This is a genomic window from Shewanella kaireitica (assembly GCF_023284045.1).
In the GTDB taxonomy this organism is placed as follows: Bacteria; Pseudomonadota; Gammaproteobacteria; order Enterobacterales; family Shewanellaceae; genus Shewanella; species Shewanella kaireitica.
The window spans coordinates 107,556-132,261 of record NZ_JAKIKQ010000003.1 but is presented as its reverse complement, the minus strand read 5'-3'; the positions used below and the strand labels follow the sequence as shown (position 1 = coordinate 132,261).

The 24,706-nt window shown below is 42.7% G+C and carries 19 protein-coding genes and 3 tRNA genes; 12 read left to right on the top strand and 10 right to left on the bottom strand.

Features of this window, described 5'->3' with window-relative positions; translation table 11 throughout:
- Nucleotides 1-81: 81 nt before the first annotated feature.
- Nucleotides 82-1,752 (top strand): glutamine--tRNA ligase, encoded by a 1,671-nt coding sequence (glnS, locus tag L2730_RS05640; protein WP_248973694.1) that lies wholly within the window; start codon nt 82-84, stop codon nt 1,750-1,752.
- An 84-nt stretch (nt 1,753-1,836) separates the two neighbouring features.
- Here glnS and L2730_RS05635 read toward each other — a convergent pair whose 3' ends face one another.
- Nucleotides 1,837-2,433: a Yip1 family protein gene (locus tag L2730_RS05635; RefSeq protein ID WP_248973693.1), complete on the bottom strand. Its 597-nt coding sequence runs from the start codon at nt 2,431-2,433 to the stop codon at nt 1,837-1,839.
- Between the two features lie 205 nt (nt 2,434-2,638).
- Here L2730_RS05635 and miaE point away from each other — a divergent pair, with 205 nt between their 5' ends.
- Nucleotides 2,639-3,418, top strand: a complete 780-nt coding sequence (gene miaE, locus L2730_RS05630) for a tRNA isopentenyl-2-thiomethyl-A-37 hydroxylase MiaE (RefSeq protein ID WP_248973692.1) — start codon at nt 2,639-2,641, stop codon at nt 3,416-3,418.
- A 33-nt stretch (nt 3,419-3,451) separates the two neighbouring features.
- On the opposite strand, the gene L2730_RS05625 is transcribed toward miaE, so the two are convergent.
- Both L2730_RS05625 and L2730_RS05620 read right to left on the bottom strand, forming a co-directional pair.
- The gene (locus L2730_RS05625; RefSeq protein ID WP_248973691.1) at nt 3,452-4,168 is read right to left on the bottom strand and encodes a UDP-2,3-diacylglucosamine diphosphatase; all 717 of its coding nucleotides are present in this window, start codon (nt 4,166-4,168) and stop codon (nt 3,452-3,454) included.
- Between the two features lie 10 nt (nt 4,169-4,178).
- Nucleotides 4,179-4,673 (bottom strand): peptidylprolyl isomerase, encoded by a 495-nt coding sequence (locus L2730_RS05620; RefSeq protein WP_020913319.1) that lies wholly within the window; start codon nt 4,671-4,673, stop codon nt 4,179-4,181.
- Between the two features lie 313 nt (nt 4,674-4,986).
- On the opposite strand from L2730_RS05620, the gene cysS reads away from it, so the two are divergent.
- Nucleotides 4,987-6,366 carry a cysteine--tRNA ligase gene (gene cysS, locus L2730_RS05615; protein ID WP_248973690.1) on the top strand — a complete coding sequence of 460 codons (1,380 nt, stop codon included), beginning with the start codon at nt 4,987-4,989 and terminating at the stop codon, nt 6,364-6,366.
- Between the two features lie 187 nt (nt 6,367-6,553).
- Here cysS and folD read toward each other — a convergent pair whose 3' ends face one another.
- Nucleotides 6,554-7,408 carry a bifunctional methylenetetrahydrofolate dehydrogenase/methenyltetrahydrofolate cyclohydrolase FolD gene (gene folD / locus L2730_RS05610; RefSeq protein WP_248973689.1) on the bottom strand — a complete coding sequence of 285 codons (855 nt, stop codon included), beginning with the start codon at nt 7,406-7,408 and terminating at the stop codon, nt 6,554-6,556.
- Nucleotides 7,409-7,960: 552 nt separating this feature from the next.
- Between folD and L2730_RS05605 the strand changes: the two genes are divergently transcribed.
- From L2730_RS05605 to L2730_RS05565, 9 genes are all read left to right on the top strand, one after another.
- Nucleotides 7,961-8,037: transfer RNA gene (locus tag L2730_RS05605), tRNA-Pro, on the top strand.
- Between the two features lie 63 nt (nt 8,038-8,100).
- A tRNA-Arg gene (locus L2730_RS05600) sits at nt 8,101-8,177 on the top strand.
- Nucleotides 8,178-8,185: 8 nt separating this feature from the next.
- A tRNA-His gene (locus L2730_RS05595) sits at nt 8,186-8,261 on the top strand.
- Nucleotides 8,262-8,516: 255 nt separating this feature from the next.
- The gene (gene tig, locus L2730_RS05590; RefSeq protein ID WP_248973688.1) at nt 8,517-9,821 is read left to right on the top strand and encodes a trigger factor; all 1,305 of its coding nucleotides are present in this window, start codon (nt 8,517-8,519) and stop codon (nt 9,819-9,821) included.
- An 89-nt stretch (nt 9,822-9,910) separates the two neighbouring features.
- A complete protein-coding gene (gene clpP / locus L2730_RS05585) occupies nt 9,911-10,522 on the top strand; it encodes an ATP-dependent Clp endopeptidase proteolytic subunit ClpP (RefSeq protein ID WP_220736740.1) in 612 nt (203 codons plus the stop codon).
- A gap of 84 nt (nt 10,523-10,606) precedes the next feature.
- Nucleotides 10,607-11,878: an ATP-dependent protease ATP-binding subunit ClpX gene (gene clpX / locus L2730_RS05580; RefSeq protein ID WP_020913314.1), complete on the top strand. Its 1,272-nt coding sequence runs from the start codon at nt 10,607-10,609 to the stop codon at nt 11,876-11,878.
- Nucleotides 11,879-12,026: 148 nt separating this feature from the next.
- Nucleotides 12,027-14,384, top strand: a complete 2,358-nt coding sequence (gene lon, locus L2730_RS05575; protein WP_248973687.1) for an endopeptidase La — start codon at nt 12,027-12,029, stop codon at nt 14,382-14,384.
- Nucleotides 14,385-14,625: 241 nt separating this feature from the next.
- Nucleotides 14,626-14,913, top strand: a complete 288-nt coding sequence (hupB, locus tag L2730_RS05570; RefSeq protein ID WP_220736800.1) for a nucleoid-associated protein HU-beta — start codon at nt 14,626-14,628, stop codon at nt 14,911-14,913.
- A 212-nt stretch (nt 14,914-15,125) separates the two neighbouring features.
- Nucleotides 15,126-16,985, top strand: a complete 1,860-nt coding sequence (locus L2730_RS05565; RefSeq protein WP_248973686.1) for a SurA N-terminal domain-containing protein — start codon at nt 15,126-15,128, stop codon at nt 16,983-16,985.
- Between the two features lie 853 nt (nt 16,986-17,838).
- Here the strand turns inward: L2730_RS05565 and fabV are convergent.
- The 6 genes from fabV to L2730_RS05535 form a co-directional block, all read right to left on the bottom strand.
- Nucleotides 17,839-19,041, bottom strand: a complete 1,203-nt coding sequence (gene fabV / locus L2730_RS05560) for an enoyl-ACP reductase FabV (RefSeq protein WP_248973685.1) — start codon at nt 19,039-19,041, stop codon at nt 17,839-17,841.
- 327 nt (nt 19,042-19,368) lie between these two features.
- Nucleotides 19,369-20,154 carry a peptide ABC transporter ATP-binding protein gene (locus L2730_RS05555; RefSeq protein ID WP_248973684.1) on the bottom strand — a complete coding sequence of 262 codons (786 nt, stop codon included), beginning with the start codon at nt 20,152-20,154 and terminating at the stop codon, nt 19,369-19,371.
- Nucleotides 20,135-21,142, bottom strand: coding sequence for a peptide ABC transporter ATP-binding protein (locus L2730_RS05550; protein WP_248973683.1), 1,008 nt, complete (start codon nt 21,140-21,142; stop codon nt 20,135-20,137). The genes L2730_RS05555 and L2730_RS05550 overlap by 20 nt, the downstream gene beginning before the upstream one ends.
- 4 nt (nt 21,143-21,146) lie before the next feature.
- Nucleotides 21,147-22,037 (bottom strand): ABC transporter permease subunit, encoded by an 891-nt coding sequence (locus L2730_RS05545; protein ID WP_020913308.1) that lies wholly within the window; start codon nt 22,035-22,037, stop codon nt 21,147-21,149.
- Nucleotides 22,024-23,055 (bottom strand): ABC transporter permease, encoded by a 1,032-nt coding sequence (locus tag L2730_RS05540; RefSeq protein ID WP_248973682.1) that lies wholly within the window; start codon nt 23,053-23,055, stop codon nt 22,024-22,026. Before L2730_RS05540 ends, L2730_RS05545 begins: the two co-directional genes overlap by 14 nt.
- Nucleotides 23,055-24,683, bottom strand: a complete 1,629-nt coding sequence (locus L2730_RS05535) for an ABC transporter substrate-binding protein (protein WP_248973681.1) — start codon at nt 24,681-24,683, stop codon at nt 23,055-23,057. Before L2730_RS05535 ends, L2730_RS05540 begins: the two co-directional genes overlap by 1 nt.
- Between the last annotated feature and the right edge of the window lie 23 nt (nt 24,684-24,706).

The window sequence follows — 24,706 nt, the reverse complement described above, 5'->3', positions numbered from 1 at the left end:
AGCGTGAACCGTTGACCCTACTGGGGATCTGTAGGATTATGCTTTTTTCGCCATTAACCATCGTTCGCAAAGAGGAATTCCATGAGTCATGTGGACACTGAAGTACGTCCTAGTAACTTCATACGTAGTATCATAGATGAAGATCTTGCCAGCGGTAAGCACAGTGCTGTGCATACCCGTTTTCCGCCGGAGCCCAACGGTTTTCTTCATATCGGCCACGCTAAGTCTATTTGCCTAAACTTTGGCATCGCACAAGACTATCAAGGTCAATGTAACTTACGTTTTGACGATACCAATCCTGAAAAAGAGGACATTGATTATGTGCACTCTATTCAGAATGATGTGCAGTGGCTTGGTTTCCAGTGGAGTGGCGATATTCGTTACTCTTCAAATTACTTTGATCAACTGCACCAGTACGCCGTTGAATTGATCACTAAGGGCTTAGCTTACGTTTGTTTTTTAAATGCAGAGCAAACTCGTGAGTACCGAGGCACGTTAAAAGAGCCAGGTAAAAACAGCCCATACCGTGATACAACACCTGAAGAGAACTTAGCGCTATTTGAAAAAATGCGTAATGGTGAGTTCAAAGAGGGCGAATGTGCGCTAAGAGCAAAGATTGATATGGCATCGCCATTTATGTGTATGCGCGATCCGATTATTTATCGTGTACGCTTTGCGCATCATCATCAAACAGGTGATAAGTGGTGCATATACCCAATGTACGACTTTACTCATTGTATCTCTGATGCGATTGAAAACATTAGCCACTCGCTTTGTACTTTAGAGTTTCAAGACAACCGCAGATTGTATGATTGGGTGTTGGATCATTTAGATGATTTCCAGTCTCCAAGCCGTACGCGTCAGTATGAGTTCTCAAGACTAAACCTTGAGTACACGCTAATGTCTAAGCGTAAACTGAACGATCTTGTGGCACGTAACATTGTCTCTGGTTGGGATGATGCGCGTATGCCAACGATTGCTGGCTTTAGGCGTAGAGGTTATACCGCTGCTTCAATTCGTGAGTTTTGTAAACGTATCGGCGTGACTAAGCAAGAGAACATGATTGAAGTTGCCATGTTAGATGCTTGTATCCGTGAAGAGCTAAATGAGCATGCTCCGCGGGCAATGGCAGTTATTAACCCTGTTAAGGTAGTGATTGAAAACTATCCTGAAAATCAGGTTGAAACAGTCCAAGCACCTATACATCCAAGTAATGAAGAGATGGGCAAACGTCCGCTGTCATTCGGGCGTGAACTTTACATCGACGCGGATGATTTCCGTGAAGAAGCGAATAAGAAGTTCAAACGTTTAGTGCAGGGCAAAGAAGTTCGTTTGCGTAATGCTTATGTCATCAAGGCTGAACGCTGTGATAAAGACGCTGATGGCAACGTGACCACTATTTACTGTACCTATGATGACGAAACATTGGGCAAAAATCCAAGTGACGGTCGTAAGGTTAAAGGCGTGATCCATTGGGTTGAAGCAACGACAGCTAAACCAGCTGAATTCCGTTTGTATGAGCGTTTATTTAATGATGCTAATCCTGCTGCTGCAGAATCAGTTGACGAAGTGCTTAACCCACAGTCGTTAACGGTTAAACATGGATTTGTTGAAGCTGGGCTCGTTAATGCTGAAGTCGAAAAAGCTTACCAGTTTGAGCGAGAAGGTTACTTCTGTGCAGACAATAAAGATTCAACAAAAGATAACCTAGTCTTTAATTTAACAGTACCACTGCGTGATTCATTTGCGTAAAGTGATACAAATTTGAGTTAAATAACTCAACGATCTAAAAAGCCGACGAAATGTCGGCTTTTTTGTTAGCAAAAAATATCAAATTTATTGGTACATAGGACCAAATCCCACGCTCCATAAAATCACACTTGATGCCATCAGCCCGACAAGTAACACTAAACCAGCTGTCACAACTGAGCTAGCATAAATAAAGCCTTTTTCTTCCGGAATATTCATAATGATTGGAACCCCGGTATAGAGCAGATAAATCGAATAAGCCAAACCAGCTAAACCTACCACCATGATGAACCACAATGTTGGATAGAGAGTCGCTAAGCCCACCATAAATAATGGAGTGGCAGTGTATGCTGCTAACTCTAATGCTTGAGTGTAACTTGGTGTTGCATCGAATGTCTTAGCCATCCAAAAAGCAAGGTAGGCCAGTGCAAATACGCCGATAATTAGGCCAAAATACATACCCGTAGACATGATTAAAGCGCTGTTAGCGGTTAAGAACTGACGCTCGCCAACGCCGAGATCCCAACCAATTTGTGAAGTTGCAAAAAAAGTGCAGATAGCAGGAATGAGCGCAATGATTAAGATATGGCTCAGGCTGCTTCTAAGCGCTTCGTGGTTTTTTTCAATTGTGTGCCACTCTTCTTTTGGATGAGTGTATAACCCCATTAAGTGATTCAATATCATTATAGTTATCCTTGTTTAGCATTTAACTTTTAGATTAAATTGGCTCGCCAAACTGCAGACGAACTTTTTACAGCTCTAAGGCTATTTATTGAACAAAACTAACCAAGAGTCAAGCCAATCATTTTAAGCATAGATGTTAAGCTGGGATTGTGCTGAAAATAACTGATAAAATACTGGGTCTAACATCAGCCTAAAGAGCCTTTACATGCAGCAGTTACTTGCCCCTATTTACTCATTTTTGAAATGTGAAACCCCAGATAGTTGGATCGAAGAAGCAAAAAAGCCGGAACAGCTCGAAGGTTTGCTGATTGATCACTGTAACTGTGAGTTAAAAGCGGCGCAAACTGCGATGTTTTTGGTGCGTAAATATGCCATTGATAAACCAAGTGGTCAGATTCTATTGGCTTGGGCAAAACCTTATGAAGATTTTGTCTACATTAAAGATCGAGATGCGACAGCGTTTTTATCAAAAGACAGTAAGAAGAATGAGTTAGCTGGTGAGCTTGTTGCCCGCAAAGACTTTGCCCATAGTGATGATCTTATTCAAAAAATGGTGCGCTTGATCAAAGAGGAATTCCACCATTTTGAGCAAGTGTTAGAGATTATGCATAGTCGTGGTATTGAATACAGAAATACCCGAGCCGGCCGTTATGCAAAGGGGATGATGACACAGGTACGAACCCATGAGCCAGCCACGCTAATTGATAAGCTTATTGTTGGTGCATTTATTGAGGCTCGCTCATGTGAACGTTTCGCTAAGCTTGCTCCACATTTAGATGAAGAGTTGAAGAAGTTTTATATCTCTCTATTGCGCTCTGAAGCTCGTCATTACCAAGACTATTTAAAGCTCGCACAGGCTATTTCAACCACGGATATAGCTGACAGAGTTAGCCATTTCGCAGCAGTAGAAGCTGAATTAATCTCGTCATCAGATGAAGATTTTAAGTTTCATAGTGGTGCGCCATTGATTGTGGAAGCAATTTAAAAGCGGCGAAAAAGTTGAGAGGCAAGTAGAAGGTTACTTGCCAAAAGGCAGTTCTATTAGCTCTACATTGTCTTCGCTAATACATAGCATGCTGCCTTGCTCATACCAATCACCGACAACGATACGGCGTTTTCCATTTGAAAGCTGATGGATAGCGGGACGGTGTGTATGACCGTGGATCATCTGCTGCGAATTAGTATTATCAAGTAGTTCAAGCACTGCGGAGGGTTCAACATCCATTATGCTATAACTTTTATGCTGATTACTGCTTTGGCTGTTACTACGTAATTTTGCGGCGATACCAAGTCTTTTAGATTTGGGAAGATGGGCATACAGCCACTTTGCCCAATTTAGGTTACGAAACTTTCTAAAACGTTGATAAGGCTTATCTAGAGTACAAAGGCTATCACCATGTAGGATAACGGTTTCAATACCATAGAGGTTAATGGTAAAGACTTCAGGTAATAAAGTCATCCCGCTACGTTTGGCAAATGCGCTGCCGATAAGAAAGTCTCGATTGCCATGGATAAAGAAAATAGGCAGTTTTTTTGAGGCTAATTTAATGGCGTCTGCTAACTGATTCGCAAATGGTTCTGCAATATCATCCCCGACCCAAACTTCAAACAGATCGCCTAGGATATAGAGTGCTGAGGTATCAGTAAGCTGAGTCTCTAAGAAAGTAAGAAAAGCTTGGGTGATATCGGGGCGATCTGCACTTAAGTGCAGATCGCCCACAAAAAGTGTGCGCATCGAGTTAATCTTATTCTTCGATAGTCACTTTTTCGATGATCACAGCATCAAGAGGAACATCCTGATGCATGCCACGATTGCCCGTGCTTACCGCTTTAATTTTATTTACAACGTCCATGCCTTCAGTAACTTCACCAAATACACAGTAACCCCAACCTTGTGCTGACTCAGACTTGAAGTCTAAGAAAGTGTTATCGTTGATGTTGATAAAGAACTGAGCTGTTGCTGAATGCGGATCTGAAGTACGTGCCATAGCAATGGTACCTACTTTATTCGAAAGACCATTGTTTGCTTCGTTTTCAATGGTTTCATTACAGCTTTTCTGTTGCATATCTTCAGTAAAACCACCGCCTTGAACCATGAAACCGTCAATTACACGGTGAAAAACAGTTCCGTCGTAAAAACCTTCTTTGACATATTTCTCAAAGTTGGCTGCAGTTTTTGGTGCTTTTTCAGCGTCAAGAGAAAGCTTGATTTCGCCGTGGTTGGTATGAAGTGTGATCATAATTTTTACTCTCGCAATTTAACACATGGTAAATAATGGCTGGATTCTAACGTAATTGCGCTGCTGCATAAAGTGTTGCGTGATTTGTCACTTTAAATAATGCATTCAGTGAGCAGCTAATAGATAAGCCATAAAAGCATGAGTTGTGGCTAATAATGTAACCAAGTTGGATGAGAGAACGCTTTCTAGACAATATTAATCAGTTCAGCACGGTTTTGCGCACTTGGTATGGGAAAACTGCTTGGAACCGTGAGTTTTGCAGTGGTAGACTGAACGACCTATTTCTGAATATAGCCGTTGAAGAGAATAATCAATGTTGAAGCTTTACAATACGCTTACCCGCCAAAAAGAACAGTTTGTACCAATACAGCCCGGAAAAATAGGCATGTATGTGTGTGGGGTGACCATTTATGATTTATGTCATATCGGTCATGGTCGTACTTTTGTTTCATTTGACATGATTGTAAGGTACTTGAGGTATAGCGGTTACGACGTTAATTTTCAGCGTAATATCACCGATGTTGATGATAAAATTATCAAACGCGCTAATGAGAACAATGAAAGCTGTGACTCGTTAACAGAGCGTTTGATTGGTGAGATGCACAGAGATTTTGATTCTCTTAATATGGCACGTCCTGATTTTGAGCCTCGTGCAACGCTGCATATGCCAGAAATCATCGAAATGGTTGAGAAGCTCATTGCCCGAGAACACGCTTATGTGGCGTCCAACGGTGATGTTTTATTTAGCGTATCTTCTTTCCCTGAATATGGTCGTTTATCAGGGCAAAATCTAGAGCAGCTACAAGCTGGTGCTCGAGTCGAAGTTGAAGATACTAAGCGCGATCCGATGGATTTTGTTCTTTGGAAAATGTCTAAACCAGGTGAACCTACTTGGGAGTCACCTTGGGGACCTGGTCGTCCAGGTTGGCATATTGAATGTTCAGCAATGAACAGTAAGCATCTGGGTAACCATTTTGATATCCATGGCGGCGGCAGCGATCTTCAGTTCCCTCACCATGAGAATGAAATTGCTCAGTCTTGCTGTGCCCATGATACCAAATATGTAAATTACTGGATGCATACTGGCATGGTGATGGTTGATAAAGAAAAGATGTCAAAATCTTTGAATAACTTCTTTACCATCCGTGACGTGTTAAACCATTATGATGCTGCAACTGTACGCTACTTCTTATTGTCAGGACATTACCGTAGCCAGCTTAATTACTCAGAAGAGAACCTTAAACAGGCTAAATCTGGATTAGAGCGTATTTACACTGCACTTAAAGATTTGGACTTAACGGTAGCTGTTGCGCCTGCTGAAGAATTTGTTGCGCAGTTTAAGCGTGCAATGGATGATGACTTTAATACACCTGAAGCTTACTCAGTGTTGTTTGAGATGGTACGAGAGATCAATCGACTTAAGCTAACTGATATGACACAAGCCTCTGCATTAGGTGTTGCCTTAAAAGAGCTCGCTGATGTGTTGGGGATCCTTGGTCAAGATGTTGATACTTTCTTTAAAGGCGAAGGAAGTGATGATGAGGTAGCTGAGATTGAAGCGTTAATTGCTGAGCGTAACCGAGCACGTACAGAGAAAGATTGGCCGGCAGCAGATGTGGCACGAGATGGACTTAATGCGTTAGGAGTTATTCTTGAAGATGGGCCAGAAGGCACCACTTGGCGTAAGAAGTAAATCTATTGCGATTAAGCATTAAAAACAAAAAAGCCTGCAGTTAGCAGGCTTTTTTATGTCTGGAACATTTATGCCAAGCCCCAGGGATGGGATCGCTTGGTATTTATGTCTGGAACATTTATGCCAAGCACCAGGGATGGGATAGCTTGGTATTTATGTCTGGAACATTTATGCACTTAGCAAAGCATCAGTCGTGGTATTGCTCGCAGGCATAAAGTGTATTTTCCAACAAGCTAGCAATTGTCATTGGTCCAACGCCGCCGGGTACTGGCGTGATGAAACTAGCATTTTCTGCTGCTTTCTCAAATTGCACATCACCAACCAATTGACCGCTTTCTAGACGGTTAATCCCCACATCAATCACAATCGCGCCAGGCTTAATCCACTCACCAGGAATAAATCCAGGCTTGCCTACAGCGACAACAACTAAATCTGCTTGTCTAATCTTTTGCTCAAGATTACGAGTGAAGCGATGACAGGTTGTTGTCGTACAACCCGCGAGAAGCAGCTCTAATGACATCGGACGACCGACGATGTTTGATGCACCAACAACCACGGCATCTAAACCATAGGTATCAACCCCCGTCGACTGAATAAGAGTCATAATGCCCATCGGTGTGCATGAACGCAGTACTGGAATGCGTTGAGCGAGTCGACCTACGTTATATGGGTGGAAACCGTCGACATCTTTATCTGGGCGGATGCGCTCGATAACCTTTGATTCTTCGATATGTTCAGGTAGTGGGAGTTGAACCAAAATACCATCAATACTCTGATCTTCATTGCATTCATCGATAAGAGACAGCAGGGCGTCTTCAGAGGTGGAACTGTCTAAGTCGTAAGAGCGGGAAATAAAGCCTAGTTCTTCACAGGCTCTGCGTTTGCTGCCTACGTACACTTGTGAAGCAGGATCCGCTCCTACGAGAATTACAGCTAAACCTGGTACTCTTTGACCAGCCTCTTTACGGGCGGTTACTTTGTCTTTGAGCTTAGTTCGAATGGCTTGAGCAATCGCTTTACCATCGATGTTTTGAGCGGTCATGGGGCAAGGTGTCCTTTATACGGCACGATAATGGAAAACGGCGACATTTTAACAGGACATGTCCGAGGTGTCATTGATTTAGGTTGCTAACAATCAGTTCTTAAATACGGATAATGAGCTCGCTTAGAGTTGTAGAAAGTATGCAGTATTAGGCAGTTAATAAAATTGGACTGAAGCTATTTAGAAGAGTCGACTTATTTAGGCGAGGATTACTTGAGTGGTCTAATCTAGTTTACAGACTATGGTTTTATCGTTGCTCTATAAATTTAAGCCATTATTGAAAGAAATCTATGGGTAAGAAGTCGCTGCTGCTTGATAAGCGCTATATTAAATTATCGAGCGAATAGTTGTTATGTTGAACACATTGTTTAGGAAGGCATCAATGAGTAGCGCTATAGCGTGTTAAATAAGCAGGCGAATGATTTTTTTAAAAAAGTCGTTGACGACTTTTAGGCTAGGGGCTACTATGCGCTCCGTTCTCAACGAGACTGCTCGTTGAAAACAGAAACTGAAAATATTTCCCAAATATGTATTTTCACTAAGTTTCAATTTCGGTGATTAGCGCAGCCCGGTAGCGCATCTGGTTTGGGACCAGAGGGTCAGAGGTTCGAATCCTCTATCACCGACCACATTTTAAGCTAACGTGGAACGTTAGTTGCCCAGTTCAGGAAATGAAATTATTTCATTGCCGAGCGCCCGTAGCTCAGTTGGATAGAGCACCCGCCTTCTAAGCGGGTGGCCGCAGGTTCGAATCCTGCCGGGCGTACCATTTTTGTGGTGATTGTAGCTCAGTTGGTAGAGCCCCGGATTGTGATTCCGGTTGTCGTGGGTTCGAGCCCCATCAGTCACCCCACTCATTCTGTAAAGAAGTTCAAAAAGCGACCCTAGGTCGCTTTTTTTACGTCTGTAAATCATGCTTTGAGGCTCGACTCCAGCGCATTCGATAGCTATAATGTCGCGTCTTGATCATTATCAACTAAGAGTGACCAGTGCCGAACGCCAGCGTTTATGGGCATTTTGGTTAAATTTACGAGTCAAGAAACGAATACCTTAATAGTTGAAAATTCGACTATTACAAAGGACGATAGACATATTTCGAGGTAAAAAAATGCAAGTTTCTGTAGAAACCACACAAGGCCTAGAGCGTCGCCTAACTATTTCGGTACCTGCTGAGCAGATCGAAAATACAGTTAAAGAAGCATTAAAAAGTGAAGCTAAGCGTGCTCGTATCCCAGGTTTCCGTCCAGGAAAAGTACCTGTAAGCGTTATTAATAAGCGTTATGGTAAAGCTATTCGTCAAGACATCACTGGTGAAGTGATGCAGCGCAACTTTGTTGAAGCTATCATTGCTGAAAAGTTGAACCCAGCGGGTGCACCAACTTTCGTTCCTGGAACGACTGAAGGCGAAAGCTTCGAGTTTGTTGCTACTTTTGAAATCTTCCCAGAAGTAGAACTTAAAGGTCTAGAGTCAATTGCTGTTGAGCAACCTAAAGCTGAAGTAACTGAAGCTGATGTTGATGCAATGATTGAAACGTTACGTAACCAACACGCTTCTTTTGAAGTTGTTGAGCGTGCAGCTGCTGAAGGCGATAAAGCTAAAATCAACTTCGTTGGTTCAGTTGACGGTGAAGAGTTTGAAGGCGGGAAAGCTGATGACTTCGAACTACAACTAGGCAGCGGCCGTATGATCCCAGGTTTCGAATCTGGTGTTGAAGGGCATAAAGCAGGTGAAGAGTTCGAAATCGAAGTTACTTTCCCTGAAGATTACCACGCAGAGAACTTGAAAGGTAAAGCAGCTAAGTTTGTTATTACTTTGACTGAAGTTCAAGGTGCTGACCTTCCTGAAGTTAATGACGAGTTCGCAACACTATTTGGTGTTAACGAAGGCGGAATCGACGCGTTACGTGCTGAAATCAGCAAGAACATGGGTCGTGAGCTTGAGCAAGCGCTTAAAGCGAATGTTAAAGAACAGGTTCTTAACGGCTTAGTAGAGCAAAATGCTTTGGAACTACCAAAAGCATTGATCGAAGGCGAAGTAGAAGTATTGCGTAAGCAAGCTATGCAACGTTTTGGTGATCAAGCTGCAAGCATGCCTGAACTACCTGCAGACTTGTTCACTGAGCAAGCTGAGCGTCGCGTTAAAGTTGGTTTGCTACTAGGTGAAGTTATCAAGACTAGCGAACTTAAAGCTGAAGACGAACGTGTTCAAGGTTTAATCGCTTCAATGGCGTCTGCATACGAAGATCCAAGTGAAGTTGTGGCTTACTACAATGGTAACGAAGAGCTTATGCAAAACATGCGTAACGTTGCACTTGAAGAGCAAGCAGTAGAAGAGTTACTTAAAACTGCAACTTTGACTGAAAAAGAAGTCAATTTTGAAGAATTTATGAACAAGGCTACCGGTCGCGCATAACGATCGCTTGACTTAAATGGCTATTAGCCATTTATAATGGCTCGTATGAGGTTCCTCATGCGAGCCATTTTTATTTAGGGAAGTTAATCATGCACAAAGCACCAGAATCAGTACTTAATGCACTTGTGCCTATGGTTGTTGAACAAACAGCTAAAGGTGAACGCTCATACGATATCTATTCTCGTCTTTTAAAAGAGCGAGTGATCTTTTTAGTCGGTCAAGTTGAAGAGCATATGGCGAACCTTATCGTGGCTCAGTTACTGTTTTTGGAGTCTGAAAGCCCAGATAAGGATATCTACTTATATATCAACTCGCCAGGTGGTTCAGTTACAGCGGGTATGGCTATTTATGACACGATGCAGTTTATCAAGCCAAACGTAAGTACAGTTTGTATCGGCCAAGCGGCTAGCATGGGCGCATTCTTATTAGCAGGTGGAGCTGAAGGAAAACGTCATTGTTTACCTAATTCACGTGTTATGATCCACCAACCATTAGGTGGGTTCCAAGGCCAAGCATCAGATATTGCGATTCATGCGCAAGAAATCTTGGGTATAAAGAACAAGTTAAACACCATGTTGGCAGAACATACTGGCCAGCCACTTGAAGTTATTGAGCGTGATACTGACCGCGATAACTTTATGAGTGCTGACGAAGCGGCTGAATACGGTCTAGTTGATTCAGTTTTAGCAAAACGAGGCTGATTTTTACTTTCTGCTGAGCTATGCTGAGTAAAGAAGTGAAATAAAGAATTCTGCAGCCGATAGGCTGCAAACAGAGGTAAGGTAATGAGCGAGAACAAAGGTGACGGCGGCAAGCTGCTGTACTGCTCTTTTTGTGGAAAGAGCCAGCATGAAGTAAGAAAACTTATTGCTGGACCTTCTGTATATGTTTGCGATGAATGTGTAGAACTCTGTAACGACATTATTAGAGAAGAGATCAAAGAGATCTCTCCTAAACAAGATCAAGACAAGTTGCCAACACCGCATGAATTACGAGCGCACTTGGACGATTATGTTATTGGCCAAGACAAAGCTAAAAAGGTGTTATCTGTAGCGGTATATAACCATTACAAACGCCTTAAAAATGCCAGCCCTAAAGATGGGGTTGAGCTGGGTAAGAGTAATATCTTGCTGATTGGTCCAACGGGTAGTGGTAAAACATTACTTGCAGAGACGCTCGCTCGTTTCTTGAATGTACCGTTTACTATGGCCGATGCAACTACGCTAACTGAAGCGGGTTATGTGGGTGAAGATGTAGAAAATATCATTCAGAAATTATTGCAAAAGTGCGACTACGATGTAGAGAAAGCCCAGCGCGGAATCGTCTATATCGATGAAATTGATAAAATCAGTCGTAAGTCTGACAATCCATCAATCACTCGTGATGTTTCTGGTGAAGGTGTTCAGCAAGCTTTGCTTAAACTTATTGAAGGCACAGTTGCTGCGGTTCCACCTCAAGGTGGTCGTAAGCATCCGCAGCAGGAGTTTTTACAGGTTGATACCTCTAAAATTCTGTTCGTCTGTGGTGGTGCGTTTGCAGGCCTAGAGAAAGTGATTGAACAACGTTCTCATGTGGGTACTGGTATTGGTTTTGGCGCTGAAGTTAAAGGCGAAGCTGACAAAGCGACAATCTCAGACACGTTATTGCAAGTAGAACCAGAAGATTTAGTGAAATTTGGTCTAATTCCAGAGTTTATTGGTCGTCTTCCTGTTCTCGCCACGTTAGCTGAGCTTGATGATGCTGCACTTATTCAAATTCTTTCAGAGCCTAAAAATGCGATAACTAAGCAGTTTGCTGCTTTATTTGAAATGGAAGACGTTGAGCTAGAGTTCAGAGAAGATGCACTTAAAGCGATTGCTCTTAAAGCACAGACCCGTAAAACCGGTGCTCGTGGTTTACGCTCTATCGTTGAAGGCATTTTACTCGACATCATGTATGACCTACCTTCAACAGATGATGTGGTTAAAGTGGTTGTCGATGAGTCGGTCGTGAAAGGTGAATCAACACCTATACTTATTTACGCGACAAATGAAGCTCAAACAGCAACGGCTGAATAAGTCATTGCTGCAATAGCATCAGCGTATCGAAAAGGAGCCTTTATGGCTCCTTTTTTGTGCAGTTTATTATTTAATTGTTATTCGCCATTGAAACCTATCGAATCATCCCAATATACTCTTAAGTATTCATATAAAACGGAATCGAGCTATGACTCAAGAGCGTGATACGCGAATCGAACTACCCGTACTACCACTGAGAGATGTGGTGGTTTATCCTCATATGGTAATTCCGTTATTCGTAGGACGAGAAAAGTCCATTCGTTGCTTAGAAAAAGCAATGGATAAAGGTAAACAAATTATTTTGGTCGCTCAGCGTGATGCTGAGCTCGATGACCCAAGCAGCGACGATATTTTCGACGTTGGTACCGTAGCTTCAATCCTGCAACTTTTAAAACTCCCTGACGGCACCGTAAAAGTGTTGGTCGAAGGTGGTCAACGTGCGCGCATCGATAACTATTCAGAGCAGGATGATATCTTCCAAGCCACGGCTCATTATTTAGAGTCAGAGCCTCTTACAGAAAAAGAGGAAGAGGTACTTGTTCGCTCTGCAGTGGGTCAGTTTGAAGGCTATATCAAGTTAAACAAGAAGATCCCACCTGAAGTACTTACATCTTTGTCTGGCATCGATGAGGCTGCACGCCTTGCTGATACTATGGCTGCACATATGCCACTTAAGCTAGAAGATAAACAATCTGTGCTTGAGATGGTTGATGTGGGTGAGCGCATCGAATATTTGATGGCGATGATGGAATCAGAAATCGACTTATTACAAGTTGAAAAACGTATTCGTGGTCGCGTTAAAAAACAGATGGAAAAAAGTCAACGCGAGTACTATTTGAATGAGCAAATGAAAGCTATTCAAAAAGAACTGGGTGATATTGACGAGTCTCACGATGAGTTTGAAAGCTTAGCGAAAAAGATAGAAGAAGCCAAGATGCCTGAGGAAGCTCAGGAAAAAGCAAAAGCTGAACTCAACAAGTTAAAGATGATGTCTCCAATGTCAGCTGAAGCGACAGTGGTGAGAAGTTACGTTGAGTGGATGGTATCTGTCCCATGGCATAAGCGTTCTAAGATCAAACGCGATTTAGCCAAGGCGCAGGATGTACTTGATACAGACCATTTTGGTTTGGAGAAAGTCAAAGAGCGTATTTTAGAATACCTAGCAGTTCAAAGCCGAGTTAAGCAGCTTAAAGGACCAATCCTTTGTTTAGTTGGACCTCCAGGTGTTGGTAAGACATCTTTAGGGCAATCTATCGCCAAAGCGACAGGACGTAAGTACGTACGAGTTGCTCTTGGTGGTGTTAGAGATGAGGCTGAGATCCGCGGTCATCGTCGTACCTATATCGGTTCAATGCCAGGTAAAGTGATTCAGAAAATGTCAAAAGTGGGTGTGAAAAATCCACTGTTCTTGCTTGATGAAATCGACAAAATGAGTAGCGACATGCGTGGCGATCCTGCATCGGCATTACTTGAAGTGCTTGACCCAGAACAAAATGCGACATTTAGTGACCATTACATGGAGGTCGATTATGACCTGTCTGATGTAATGTTTGTTGCTACATCGAATTCAATGAACATACCTGGGCCTCTTTTAGACCGTATGGAAGTGATTCGTTTGTCGGGTTATACCGAAGATGAAAAACTTAACATTGCCAAGCAGCACTTGTTGCCAAAGCAAATTGAACGTAACGGCCTGAAAACAAAAGAAGTAACAGTTGATGATAGTGCCATCATTGGTATTATCCGCTACTACACTCGTGAAGCGGGTGTGCGTGCACTTGAACGTGAACTTTCAAAAATCTGTCGTAAAGTTGTTAAACAGATCCTGCTTGATAAAAGTATTAAACACGTTGAAGTGAACCAAGAGAACCTTAAGTCGTTCTTAGGTGTGCAGCGTTGTGATTATGGTAAAGCAGAATCTAACAACCAGATTGGCCAAGTAACGGGTCTGGCATGGACCGAGGTCGGTGGCGATTTGCTAACGATAGAAGCGACGTCTGTACCGGGTAAAGGTAAGCTGTCTTATACCGGTTCTTTGGGCGATGTAATGCAAGAGTCGATTCAAGCGGCTATGACAGTTGTTCGTGCTCGTGCTGAGCAGATGGGCATTAATCCAGATTTTTATGAAAAGCGCGATATTCATGTGCATGTTCCCGAAGGAGCAACGCCTAAAGATGGTCCTTCAGCCGGTGCTGCAATGTGTACGGCGCTAGTATCTAGTTTGACGGGCAATCCTGTTCGAGCTGATGTTGCTATGACCGGTGAAATTACGCTTCGTGGAGAGGTGTTACCGATCGGTGGTTTAAAGGAAAAATTACTTGCAGCTCATCGCGGTGGAACGAAAGTCGTTCTAATTCCAAAGGAAAATGAAAGAGATTTGGAAGAAATTCCAGCAAATGTGATTGCTGACTTGAAAATTTACCCAGTGAAATGGGTTGAAGAAGTCCTGAAACACGCGTTAGAACGCCCAGTTGAAGGCTTCGAAGTAGTGGAAAACGTGGGCTAACGCAATAAATTGCAGTATTGCACAAAAAAAGTGTAAAAAGGGGCTTACCAAAGCCCCTAGCTGTGGTAGCCTAAGTCAGTGGAGAGTCAGTCGCTCCAGCCCTTGGAGTGACTGGTTTTGAGCAGTATCCTAAAATATTTATTTGGTTTTCCTATAAGGCTTGAACTTTGGTTCCAAGCTTGTTATAAAAAGCCTCCGCAGACCGCTCTAGACAAGGATTTGGGTGCGGTACAAAAATTACATTCAAGGGGATGACATGAACAAATCTGAACTAATCGAGAAAATCGCTTCTGGTGCTGACATTTCTAAAGCCGCTGCTGGCCGCGCATTAGATTCTTTCATCGGCGCTGTTACTGACGGCCTAAAAGAAGGCGATAAGATTGCTCTTGTTGGTTTCGGTACTTTCGAAGTGCGTCAACGTGCAGAGCGCACTGGTCGTAACCCTCAAACGGGTAAAGAGATCAAGATCGCTGCAGCAAACATTCCGGCATTTAAAGCTGGTAAAGCGCTTAAAGACGCTGTTAACTAAGAAATTCGTTAACTGCAGCTTTTGTAAGGTTATTGTAAAAAGCACTACTTGATAGTGCTTTTTACGAGTAAAAAGACAATGGCTAAGTATTTACTTAGTGATGGTCAAAAGAGTAAAGAGATATTTGTCTCTTTACTATTAAATTACAAAAAGGCGCATCCAAGAAGTGATGCGCCTTTTTATTTTATTAATCGCAACCAGCGAGAAGTCTGATGTTAGAAAAGATTCGTGAAGGGTCGCAAGGCGTAATTGCAAAGAGCATTTTAGTCTTAGTGATACTTTCATTTGCATTTACGGGCGTGAGTAGTTATTTAGGTTCTTCAACTGAGGTTGCAGCTGCTACCGTAAATGGTGAAGAGATCAGCAACTCAGCGTTAGAACAAGCATATGAGAATGAACGTGGTCGTCTTGAGCAACAGCTTGGTGACATGTTCTCGACTTTATCTGCCGACGACAATTATATGCAAAGCGTTAAGCAAAGTGTATTAGAGCGTCTTGTGGCTGAAAAGTTACTTGATCAAAATGCTGCTGAGCTTGGACTTCGTGTATCTGATGAACAGATCCGCACTGCGATTATGCAGGAACCTGCATTCCAAACTGACGGTAGATTTGATAACGATCGTTATCAAGCTATTTTGCGTCAATTGGGCTATCAAGCCAATTCATTCAGAGACATGATGCGTGTTGATATGACACGTCGTCAGTTAGTGGCAACGCTAGTCGGTTCAGAATTTGTGTTACCAGGTGAAGCTGAATATTTGGCTAATATCCAAGGTCAAACACGCGATATTAATTATTTAGTTATCGATTCTACTCCTTTCCTTGCTGCGGCGAGTGTGACTGATGAGCAGATCCAGACTTATTACAACTCTAATCTTGGTCAATTTGTAAGACCAGAGATAGTCAGCCTTAACTATATTGAACTTGATGCTAAGCAGTTAGCAGCCGATGTGACAGTGACTGAAGCTGATGCTAAAGCGTACTATGATGAAAACAAAGTTCAATATTTACAGCCTGAAAAGCGTTTAGCTGCCCATATCCTGATTGGCCTAGACGAAGATAATGCTGAAGAGAAAGCTGAAGCAATTTACCAAAAGCTACAAAATGGTGAAGATTTCGCAGCGCTTGCTAAAGCTGAGTCTCAAGATACATTCAGCGGCGAGCAGGGCGGACAACTTGATTGGTTTGAAGCTGGTGTCATGGAGCCAGAGTTTGATGCTGCACTTTTTGCTTTAGATAAAGGCAGCTACTCAAACGTGGTTAAGACCAACTTTGGTTACCACATTATCAAAGCGCTAGATATTCAAGCTGGTGCAGAAGCGCCTTTTGCTGACGTAAAAGAGAAAATCATTGCCCAACTGCAAGAGCAACAAGCAGTAGATAAGTTCTATGAGCTACAGCAAGTGCTTGCGGATACTAGCTATGAAGTTCCAGACACCTTATCTGAAGCGGCAAGAGAGCTTGGTGTTGAAGTTAAAACAACGCCAGAGTTTACTCGCAATAGTGCGCCAGCCCTGTTTTCAAAGCCAGCTATCCTAAAAGAAGCGTTCTCATCAAATGTGTTGCTTGATGGCATGAACAGTGATGTGCTTGAAGTTGAAGCTAATCATGTTGTTGTTATTCGTGTTAACTCGCATAAAGCTGCAGGCACCATGGAGCTTGCTGAAGTCAGAGACGGTATTGCTGGACGTTTGAAACAAGAGCAAGCCAATGAAAATGCACGCCAACAAGCTCAAGATGCAATGACTGCATTTAAAGCTGATGGCTCTACAGCTGGCTATTTGGTCAAAGAAAAGTTAGCACGTTTCGAGCAAGACATCGATGCAGCTGTTGTGAGTAAAGCATTTGCAATGGCTCAGCCTACAGATACTGCTACCGTAGATACTGTAGCACTTGCTACTGGTTACGCAGTTGTTGTACTTAATAAGGTAAACGCAGCTGAAGGCGTAGATGCAAACCTTATTGATGCATTAAAGCAGCGTTTGAACTCGCAATACACTGAAAACGATTACCGTGCAGTGATTGCAGGCTTAAAAGCTAAGGGTGAAGTACTTTACCCCGTTGTTGAATAAGCAATAAGCGACTTCATCAATAATTAAAGCCGGCAATAGCCGGCTTTTTTGTGTCTGAAATTTGACTCTTCTAGGGCTTTATTGATTTAACGGTAGTTAGCGAGGAGATGTGCTTCTGTGGTGTTAATCAGAATTAATTCTTAGAGCTAAAAGAGCAGATATAAGGCGGCTATAAAGCAACTTTTAATGGAAAGGTTATAATCCGGACTGGTTTTCAGGAAAGTAATCAATGACGGCTTATGACTGCGCTTTTATCGGTAGTTGTTAGCTTTGTTGTATGAGCTATACAGTAAGTGAGACCTCAAAGTTTACATACCAATCAATATAAAGATTTGATCGCTCTGCGAGAGTTTAGCGGTTTTAAGGTAAGGTCATTAAATGCTCCTTGGTAACTGCTCCTGCGTTACTCTCGATAATCACTGCTGTTATTCTAGCTTCGAGCGTCCTTGCTCTCGTACCTCCTATATTAGACCTTCAAGGAGGGAGGGTTGCCTTAAGTATGTCAGGAACATGAATGGCCATGTGGTTTGTAATGAGTGATGGGTATAGTTGAACTAGGTTCAAGCGCGTTAATGCAGGGTTTGAGCTGCTTAAAATCGCCTGTCAGGAGCATTTTTTGCTGTCTATTTCGGTAAAGAATAAACTCATAAGGGCGTAGCGATTATATCATTACTCACTTCGGATTGGCCTGGCTTGAATGAGTTTGAAAAAGCACTCGGAGTAGACCAACTTCTTAAACTGATTGACATCAGAGCTGATAGAAGTCTGCAGGGCTGGGTGGCATTGTCGATTTTAAGCAAAAAAAACGCCGCATATAGCGACGTTTAGACTGTGTTATATGACTTATCTAGCTTTAGATAGAAACCACATCAAACTCAACATTAGGGTTTACATCTTGCTCGTAATCGATGCCTTCAATACCGAAGCCGAACAGTTTCAAGAACTCTTCTTTATATTCACGGTAATCTGTTAGTTCAGCAAGGTTTTCAGAAGTCACTTGCGGCCACATATCACGGCAATGCTGCTGGATCTCTTCTCGTAGCTCCCAATCATCTAAGCGTAGGCGATTGCTCTCATCTACTTCAGCAGCACTACCATCGGCTTTATAGAGGCGTTCACTGAACATACGGTTAATTTGTTCAATACAACCTTCGTGAAGACCTTCTGCGCGCATCTTCTTAAATACCATCGCAATATACAATGGCATTACTGGAATTGCTGAACTGGCTTGGGTAACAACACTTTTCAGTACTGCTACATTCGCACTGCCGCCAGTGGCTGATAACTTATCATCCAATGCATGTGCTGCACGGTCTAGGTCCATTTTTGCTTTACCTAGTGCGCCATGCCAATAAATTGGCCATGTAAGTTCGGTACCAATATAGCTATAGGCAACAGTTTTGCAACCATCGGCCAATACGCCCGCTTCTGCGAGAGCTTGCATCCATAGTTCCCAATCTTCACCGCCCATTACGGTAACAGTGTCTGCAATTTCTTGCTCTGTTGCTGGCTCAACACTGGCTTCAATAATGATATCTTTGTTGGTATCTACCGCTGTTGCTTTATAAGGTTCACCAATAGGCTTTAATGATGAGCGAATAAGGTCGCCGCTATCAGGAAGCTTTCTTACTGGAGAAGCTAGCGAGTAAACAACCATATCGACTTGGCCTAAGTCTTCTTTAATCAGTTCAATGGCTTTTTGTTTAGCTTCATGGCTAAAGGCATCACAGTTAATACTCTTTGAGTATAGGCCTTCAGCTTTAGCAAACTTGTCGAATGCTGCAGAGTTATACCAGCCAGCGGTGCCTGGCTTGGTCTCTGTACTTGGTTTTTCAAAAAATACACCTAAGGTGGCCGCATCACTACCGAATGCTGCAGTGATCCGCGAAGAAAGACCGTAACCACTTGAAGAACCAACAACTAATACCTTTTTGGGACCATTAGCAATTTTGCCTTTAGCTTTGGTAATGTTGATCTGTTCAAGTACATTGGCTTCACAACCAACAGGGTGAGTTGTTGTACAAATAAAGCCACGGATTCTAGGTTTGATAATCATATTTTCTATTTCTCTGAAAAAATTGTATCTAGGATAAATAAACCCACACCAAATGACACTTAATTTTCGTTAATTTGTGTGATTTTATCAGTGGTTGGAGCAGTTATACTCATCTAATTAAACATCTGATTGTACAGCAGAGGCTAAGTCCTATAAATATAGGACCATAGCTCTGCTGTACCCATGAAATCGTATCTAGCGATATATTATGCATCGTATGAATTTTTCAGGAGCCCACTAATGCCTAATATCGATTTTAAATGGAGCAAGCATTTACAGTAATACATCTTGTATTGAAAAGCCTCTGCAGCCTTGAAACAAGCGGTATTACTTCTTACGGGTAAAGAGGCTTTGTTCCTGAATTAGGCGCTGGGTGTATTCGTGTTGCGGTGCATTAAATAGCTGTTCAGTGGTGGCTTTCTCAATGAGCTCACCTTTTTTTAATACCATAATTTTGTCACTAACATGGCGAATGATGTTCATATTGTGTGACACAAAAATGTAAGAAAGTCCCATCTCTTTCTGCAATTCTAGTAGCAGATTTAATATCTGTGCTCGGACAGAGAGATCTAGCGCAGTGAGCGCTTCATCTGCAATAATAATTTTAGGATCAAGCATTAAAGCGCGTGCTACCGCAACCCGTTGCTTCTGCCCTTCGGAGATCATATGTGGATAGAAGTCTACATGCTCTGAAAGTAAACCCACCTTTCGAAGTTTATCGACCACTATGGCACGTCGTTCGTTCTCGGGAAGATCAGTATTAAATTTTAATGGCTCATCAAGCAAATCACCAATTGTTAACCTTGGATTTAAAGAGGTATTTGGGTCTTGGAAAATCATCCTTATCATACGACAGCGTTGCTTTAAATTATGCTTATCTAGCGATTCGCCTTCAAAATATATTTCACCGCCACTTCTAACTTCGGCGCCAACTAAGATCCGTGCAATGGTGCTTTTCCCTGAGCCTGCTTCTCCGACAATGGCGAGTGTTTCACCAGTGTTAAGTTCAAACGATACTGGAGATAGTGCCTGGTTATATTGACGCTTGAAACGCTTATAACCTGCATAGTAACTTTTACTCAGGTTGGTGACTTTAAGAAGAGGTGTCGTCATTACAAGGCTCATTATGGTATGGGAAATGGCAGGCGAAATAGCGATCTTTTTTATGACATAGGCTAGGTTGGCTAACACACTTTTTCTGCGCTTGAGGGCAGCGAGGACCTAATCGACAACCAATCGGTAAGTGTTGCAATGCGGGTGCAGAGCCCGGTAACGTTTGCATCATAGACTTATGCGGTAACTCTCCGGAATAATCCGGTGCATTCTCAACAAGTGCTTTAGTGTACGGATGAAATGGCTGTGCTATTAGTTCTGATGTTGGACCCGATTCCATCACTTGACCACAATACAGTACCGTTAATTGGTCGCACCAGCCTGATAAAGTTTCTAACTCGTGGCTTATCAATAAAATGGATACATTTTGCAGTTGGTTGAGCTTACTCAATAACCGAAAAATTTGCGCTTGAGTACTGAGCTCCATTGAGTCTGTTGGTTCATCAGCTATTAGTAATCGTGGCTGATTGGCAACAGCCATCGCTATCATTACTTTTTGGCACTCTCCTTCAGAGAGTTCCCAAGCATAACTATCCATGACTTTATCGGTGTTTTTAATCCCTACTTTATGCAGCCACTTTTCAGCTATTTTCCTGCGAACTCTACCACGCTTCCAAAGCGGTAAACTTTTATCTATGGGCATAGCTTCAATAATTTGGCTGCCTACAGAAATGGCGGGATCTAAACTACTGGTTGGGTCCTGAAAGATCATTGCGATCTCACTGCCCATAAGGTTTCGTCGTTGCTTGCTGGACATCTCCATTAAGTTCTGTCCATCCCACATCATGCGATCAGCGGTAATGGTCCAATTATGACCCGGTACACCTAATATCGCTCGAGCCAATAAGCTTCGCCCAGAACCAGACTCTCCAACCAAACCATGTAGTTCTCCTGGGTTAATGGTTAAAGACACTCGTTCTAGAGCTTTGACGCGCCCATGGGGAGTATCTAGTTCAATGGTGAGGTTTCTAATGTCGAGAAGAGGCATATTATTAGTTTCTTATCGGCGATAATGCCGATCTTAATCCATCACCGACTAGGTTAATGGCCAGTACACTACATAGGATAGCAACGCCCGGAATTGTCACTGTCCATGGCGCTGTCAGCAGGTTATCGAGCCCTTGGGACACCATAGCGCCCCATTCAGGGCTCGGCGCCTGGGCGCCGAGGTTGAGAAATCCTAATGCTGCAATATCTAAAATAGCGGCAGAAATAGCTAAGGTAGTTTGAATAATAAGAGTTTCCCAAACATTTGGCATAATCACATACCAAAAAATTTGGATGGAGTTTGCACCATCAAGTTTAGCGGCTGTAACATAGTCTTTTTGCAGCTCTTCATGTACCGCCTGGTGAATTGCACGAACAAATTGTGGCGTTAATGCGATCCCTACAGCCCAAAAGACGTTACTTAGGCCTGGCCCCATAACGGCGACCACTAGAATAGCCATTAATAGAGATGGGATTGATAACAAGGCATCTAGCAAGTGGCTTAATATTGAAGACTTAAGCCCTTTCATCATGCCTGATATCGAGCCTATCACGAACCCGACAGCAAGAGAGGCCATAACGATAGCTAGCGCCATGCCAAATGTTAAGTGTGCGCCATGAAGTAGTCGGCTAAAAATATCTCGACCTAGATCATCCGTTCCGAGAAAATGCTCAACGGTACCACTGGCATCCCATGACGGGGGCAGAAGCAGCGCTAATGGATCTTGTTGTTCAGGTGAAAATGGTGCTATCCAGGGGCCGAAAATTGCCAAAAACAATAAACAAGTTACAGCCCATAAGCCCATGAGTGCAAATGGGTTATCAGCAAAGGCTTGCCAGAGCTTACGCATCGGAGATGGGATGTCATCTTCCTGATAAATGCTAATTCGCGGCATAAATTTCTTTCCTGCTGATAGGGTTAATGGCGTTGTGGAGTACTTCAATCAGGATGCTGAAAAAAATGATAATCAATGCCACACCTAAAACACCGCCCTGGATCACCGTATAGTCCCGTTGATAAATTCCTGAAACCAGCCAACTGCCAACGCCAGGCCATGAGAAAATGACCTCCACAATCATTGCGTAACTAGCAAAAGTACCTAGCATCAGCCCCATATTTTTAAGTACAGGGATTAATGCGTTTGGAAGTGCATGACGCAGTACAATGGTTCCCGTATGCAGGCCACGAGCTTCTGCAGCGCGAATGTAGGGCTCATTCATAATATGCAGCATTGCGGCTCGAGTGATCCTTACTACCACCGTAAAGGGTAATACCGCAAGTGTAATTGCAGGCAGTACGATATGTTGCAGCGCATCTAGGAAAGCAGATATGCGGTAGATAGAATCCGATAAGAGTGTATCTATTAACATAAAGCCAGTTATTGGCTCTATTTCATATAATAGATTTATACGTCCTGAAATGGGTAACCAGCCAAGTTCTACTCCAAACCACAGTGACAAGGTAAGCCCTAGCCAAAACACTGGGATTGAATACCCTGTTAGGGTAATTGCCATAATACTGTGTTGAGTAATTTTATTTTTACTTAGTGATGCTAAGACTCCAAGTGGAACACCGAGAAGTATTGCTAATAATCCTGCAACAATGGCCAGCTCAAATGATGCGGGTAACACTTGAGTTAACTCGTCAATGACGGGTTTTTGTGAGGTAACGGATAGACCAAGATTACCGCTCAGTCGCTGCTCGGTATAGGCCAGAAACTGGTTGAAGCCATTGCTGTCGAGTTTAAACTCATCGCGACTTAATGCTTGCTGCTGCAAGGTTGGTGACTCTATGCCTGTTAGTGCGTACTGCTTATCAACTGGGAAATAACCTGTGGTGATAAACAACACGGCAATTAGTACCAAAGATGTCGCTAAAAATAGGTTAAGCCTTCTTAGTAGATAACGGCCCATTAATGTTTGTCCTCTGGGACTATTTTCATGGTGTTTTCAAATGAAATCCCACCAAATGGTGTGAGTTGGGTTTGTTTGATATTTCTCTGTTTAATTGTTAATTGAGTCGCGTGAGCAAAAGGTAGCATAGGTAACTGCTCACGAAAGAGTTTTTCAGCTTGTTGATAAAGCGCTTTTCGCTCGGCTGTATTTGTTGTGGCCTTGGCTTTAGCTAAAATACCATCCATTTTTGCGTTACACCATTGGGCTCTATTGCTGGAAGAGCGTTGTGCATCACAACTTAACATCGGAGAGAAAAAGTTATCTGGATCGCTATTATCAGCATTCCAACCTATGAGTACTGAATCATAGTCTCTACGGCTCAGTTTTTGGTTAAAAACACTCCAGTCATAAGTAACAATGTTGACTGTTACACCTATGTTGGCCAGATCGGCCTGGATCAGTTCCGCTGTTTTTAATGCATTTGGGTTGTAGATCCTGGCGACAGGCATCGCCCAAACATCAATATTTAACTTATCTATACCTGCTTGCTTGAGCAAAGCTTTAGCTTTTTGTGGGTTATAATCATAGCGACTTTTATTGTAGCTGTATGCCCATGACTGCGGGGGCAGCATACCTGTTGCTTCAATAGCTGTCTCTTGATACACCGCCCTTAAAATATTCTGGCTATCGACGGCATATGCGAGTGCTTGTCTGACTCTTACATCATTAAAAGGTTCCTTTTGGGTATTGAAAGCCCAAAATGCAACGTTAAATCCGAGCTGGGTATCTAGCTCTAAATGCGGGTGTTGTTTAATTACTGGCAGCTCACCGGCTTTAGGAAGCGCTGACACATTACAATCACCAGTGATGAGTTTGGTTAGTCGAGCGGTGCTTCTCGGTGTGATATCAAAAACTAGGTGTTCAAATTCAGGGAGTTTTCGCCAAAACTGCTCATTTCGGTGGTAGCGAATATATTCATTTTTTACGTACTTGGTTAACTTAAAAGGTCCGGTACCTATCGGGTACCTGTCGAGATCCTCAGCTTTATCATCTGCGAGTAAATTATCTGCATACTCTTTGGATAGAATAATCGAAAACCCTGTGGCAAGGTTCGATAAGAAAGAGGCGTCACTATGGCGCAAATGAAATATGACTTCGTTATCGGAGACTTTCTCTATGTTACTGATTGTTTGACTAAGTCCGATGCTTTGGAAAAATGGGTAACCATTCGCGGCAACCTCGTGATAAGGGTTTTTACTATCAATAATGCGATTAAATGAAAACAAAATATCATCGGCGTTTAAATGACGGGTCGGTGTAAAGTAATTTGTTTGATGGAATTGAACACCGCTACGTAGTTTAAATCGATAGCTCAAGCCATCATCACTGCTATACCATGAAGTGGCAAGCGCTGGAACAATAGAACTGGTCACAGGGTCGTAATCTACGAGTGTGTCATATAGCTGTTGCGAGGTGGCATCGATAGTGGTTCCCGATGTCACGGTTTGCGGGTTAAAGCTTTCTGGATTGCCTTCGGAGCAATAGACAAGGCCTGTGGGGATCTTTTGCGGACCACAGGCAACAAGTAGCATGTTTATCGCAGATAAACAGGTTACTAGACCTATTCGCTTGAGCTGCTGTTTCATTAAGCAATCATTATTTTAAACTG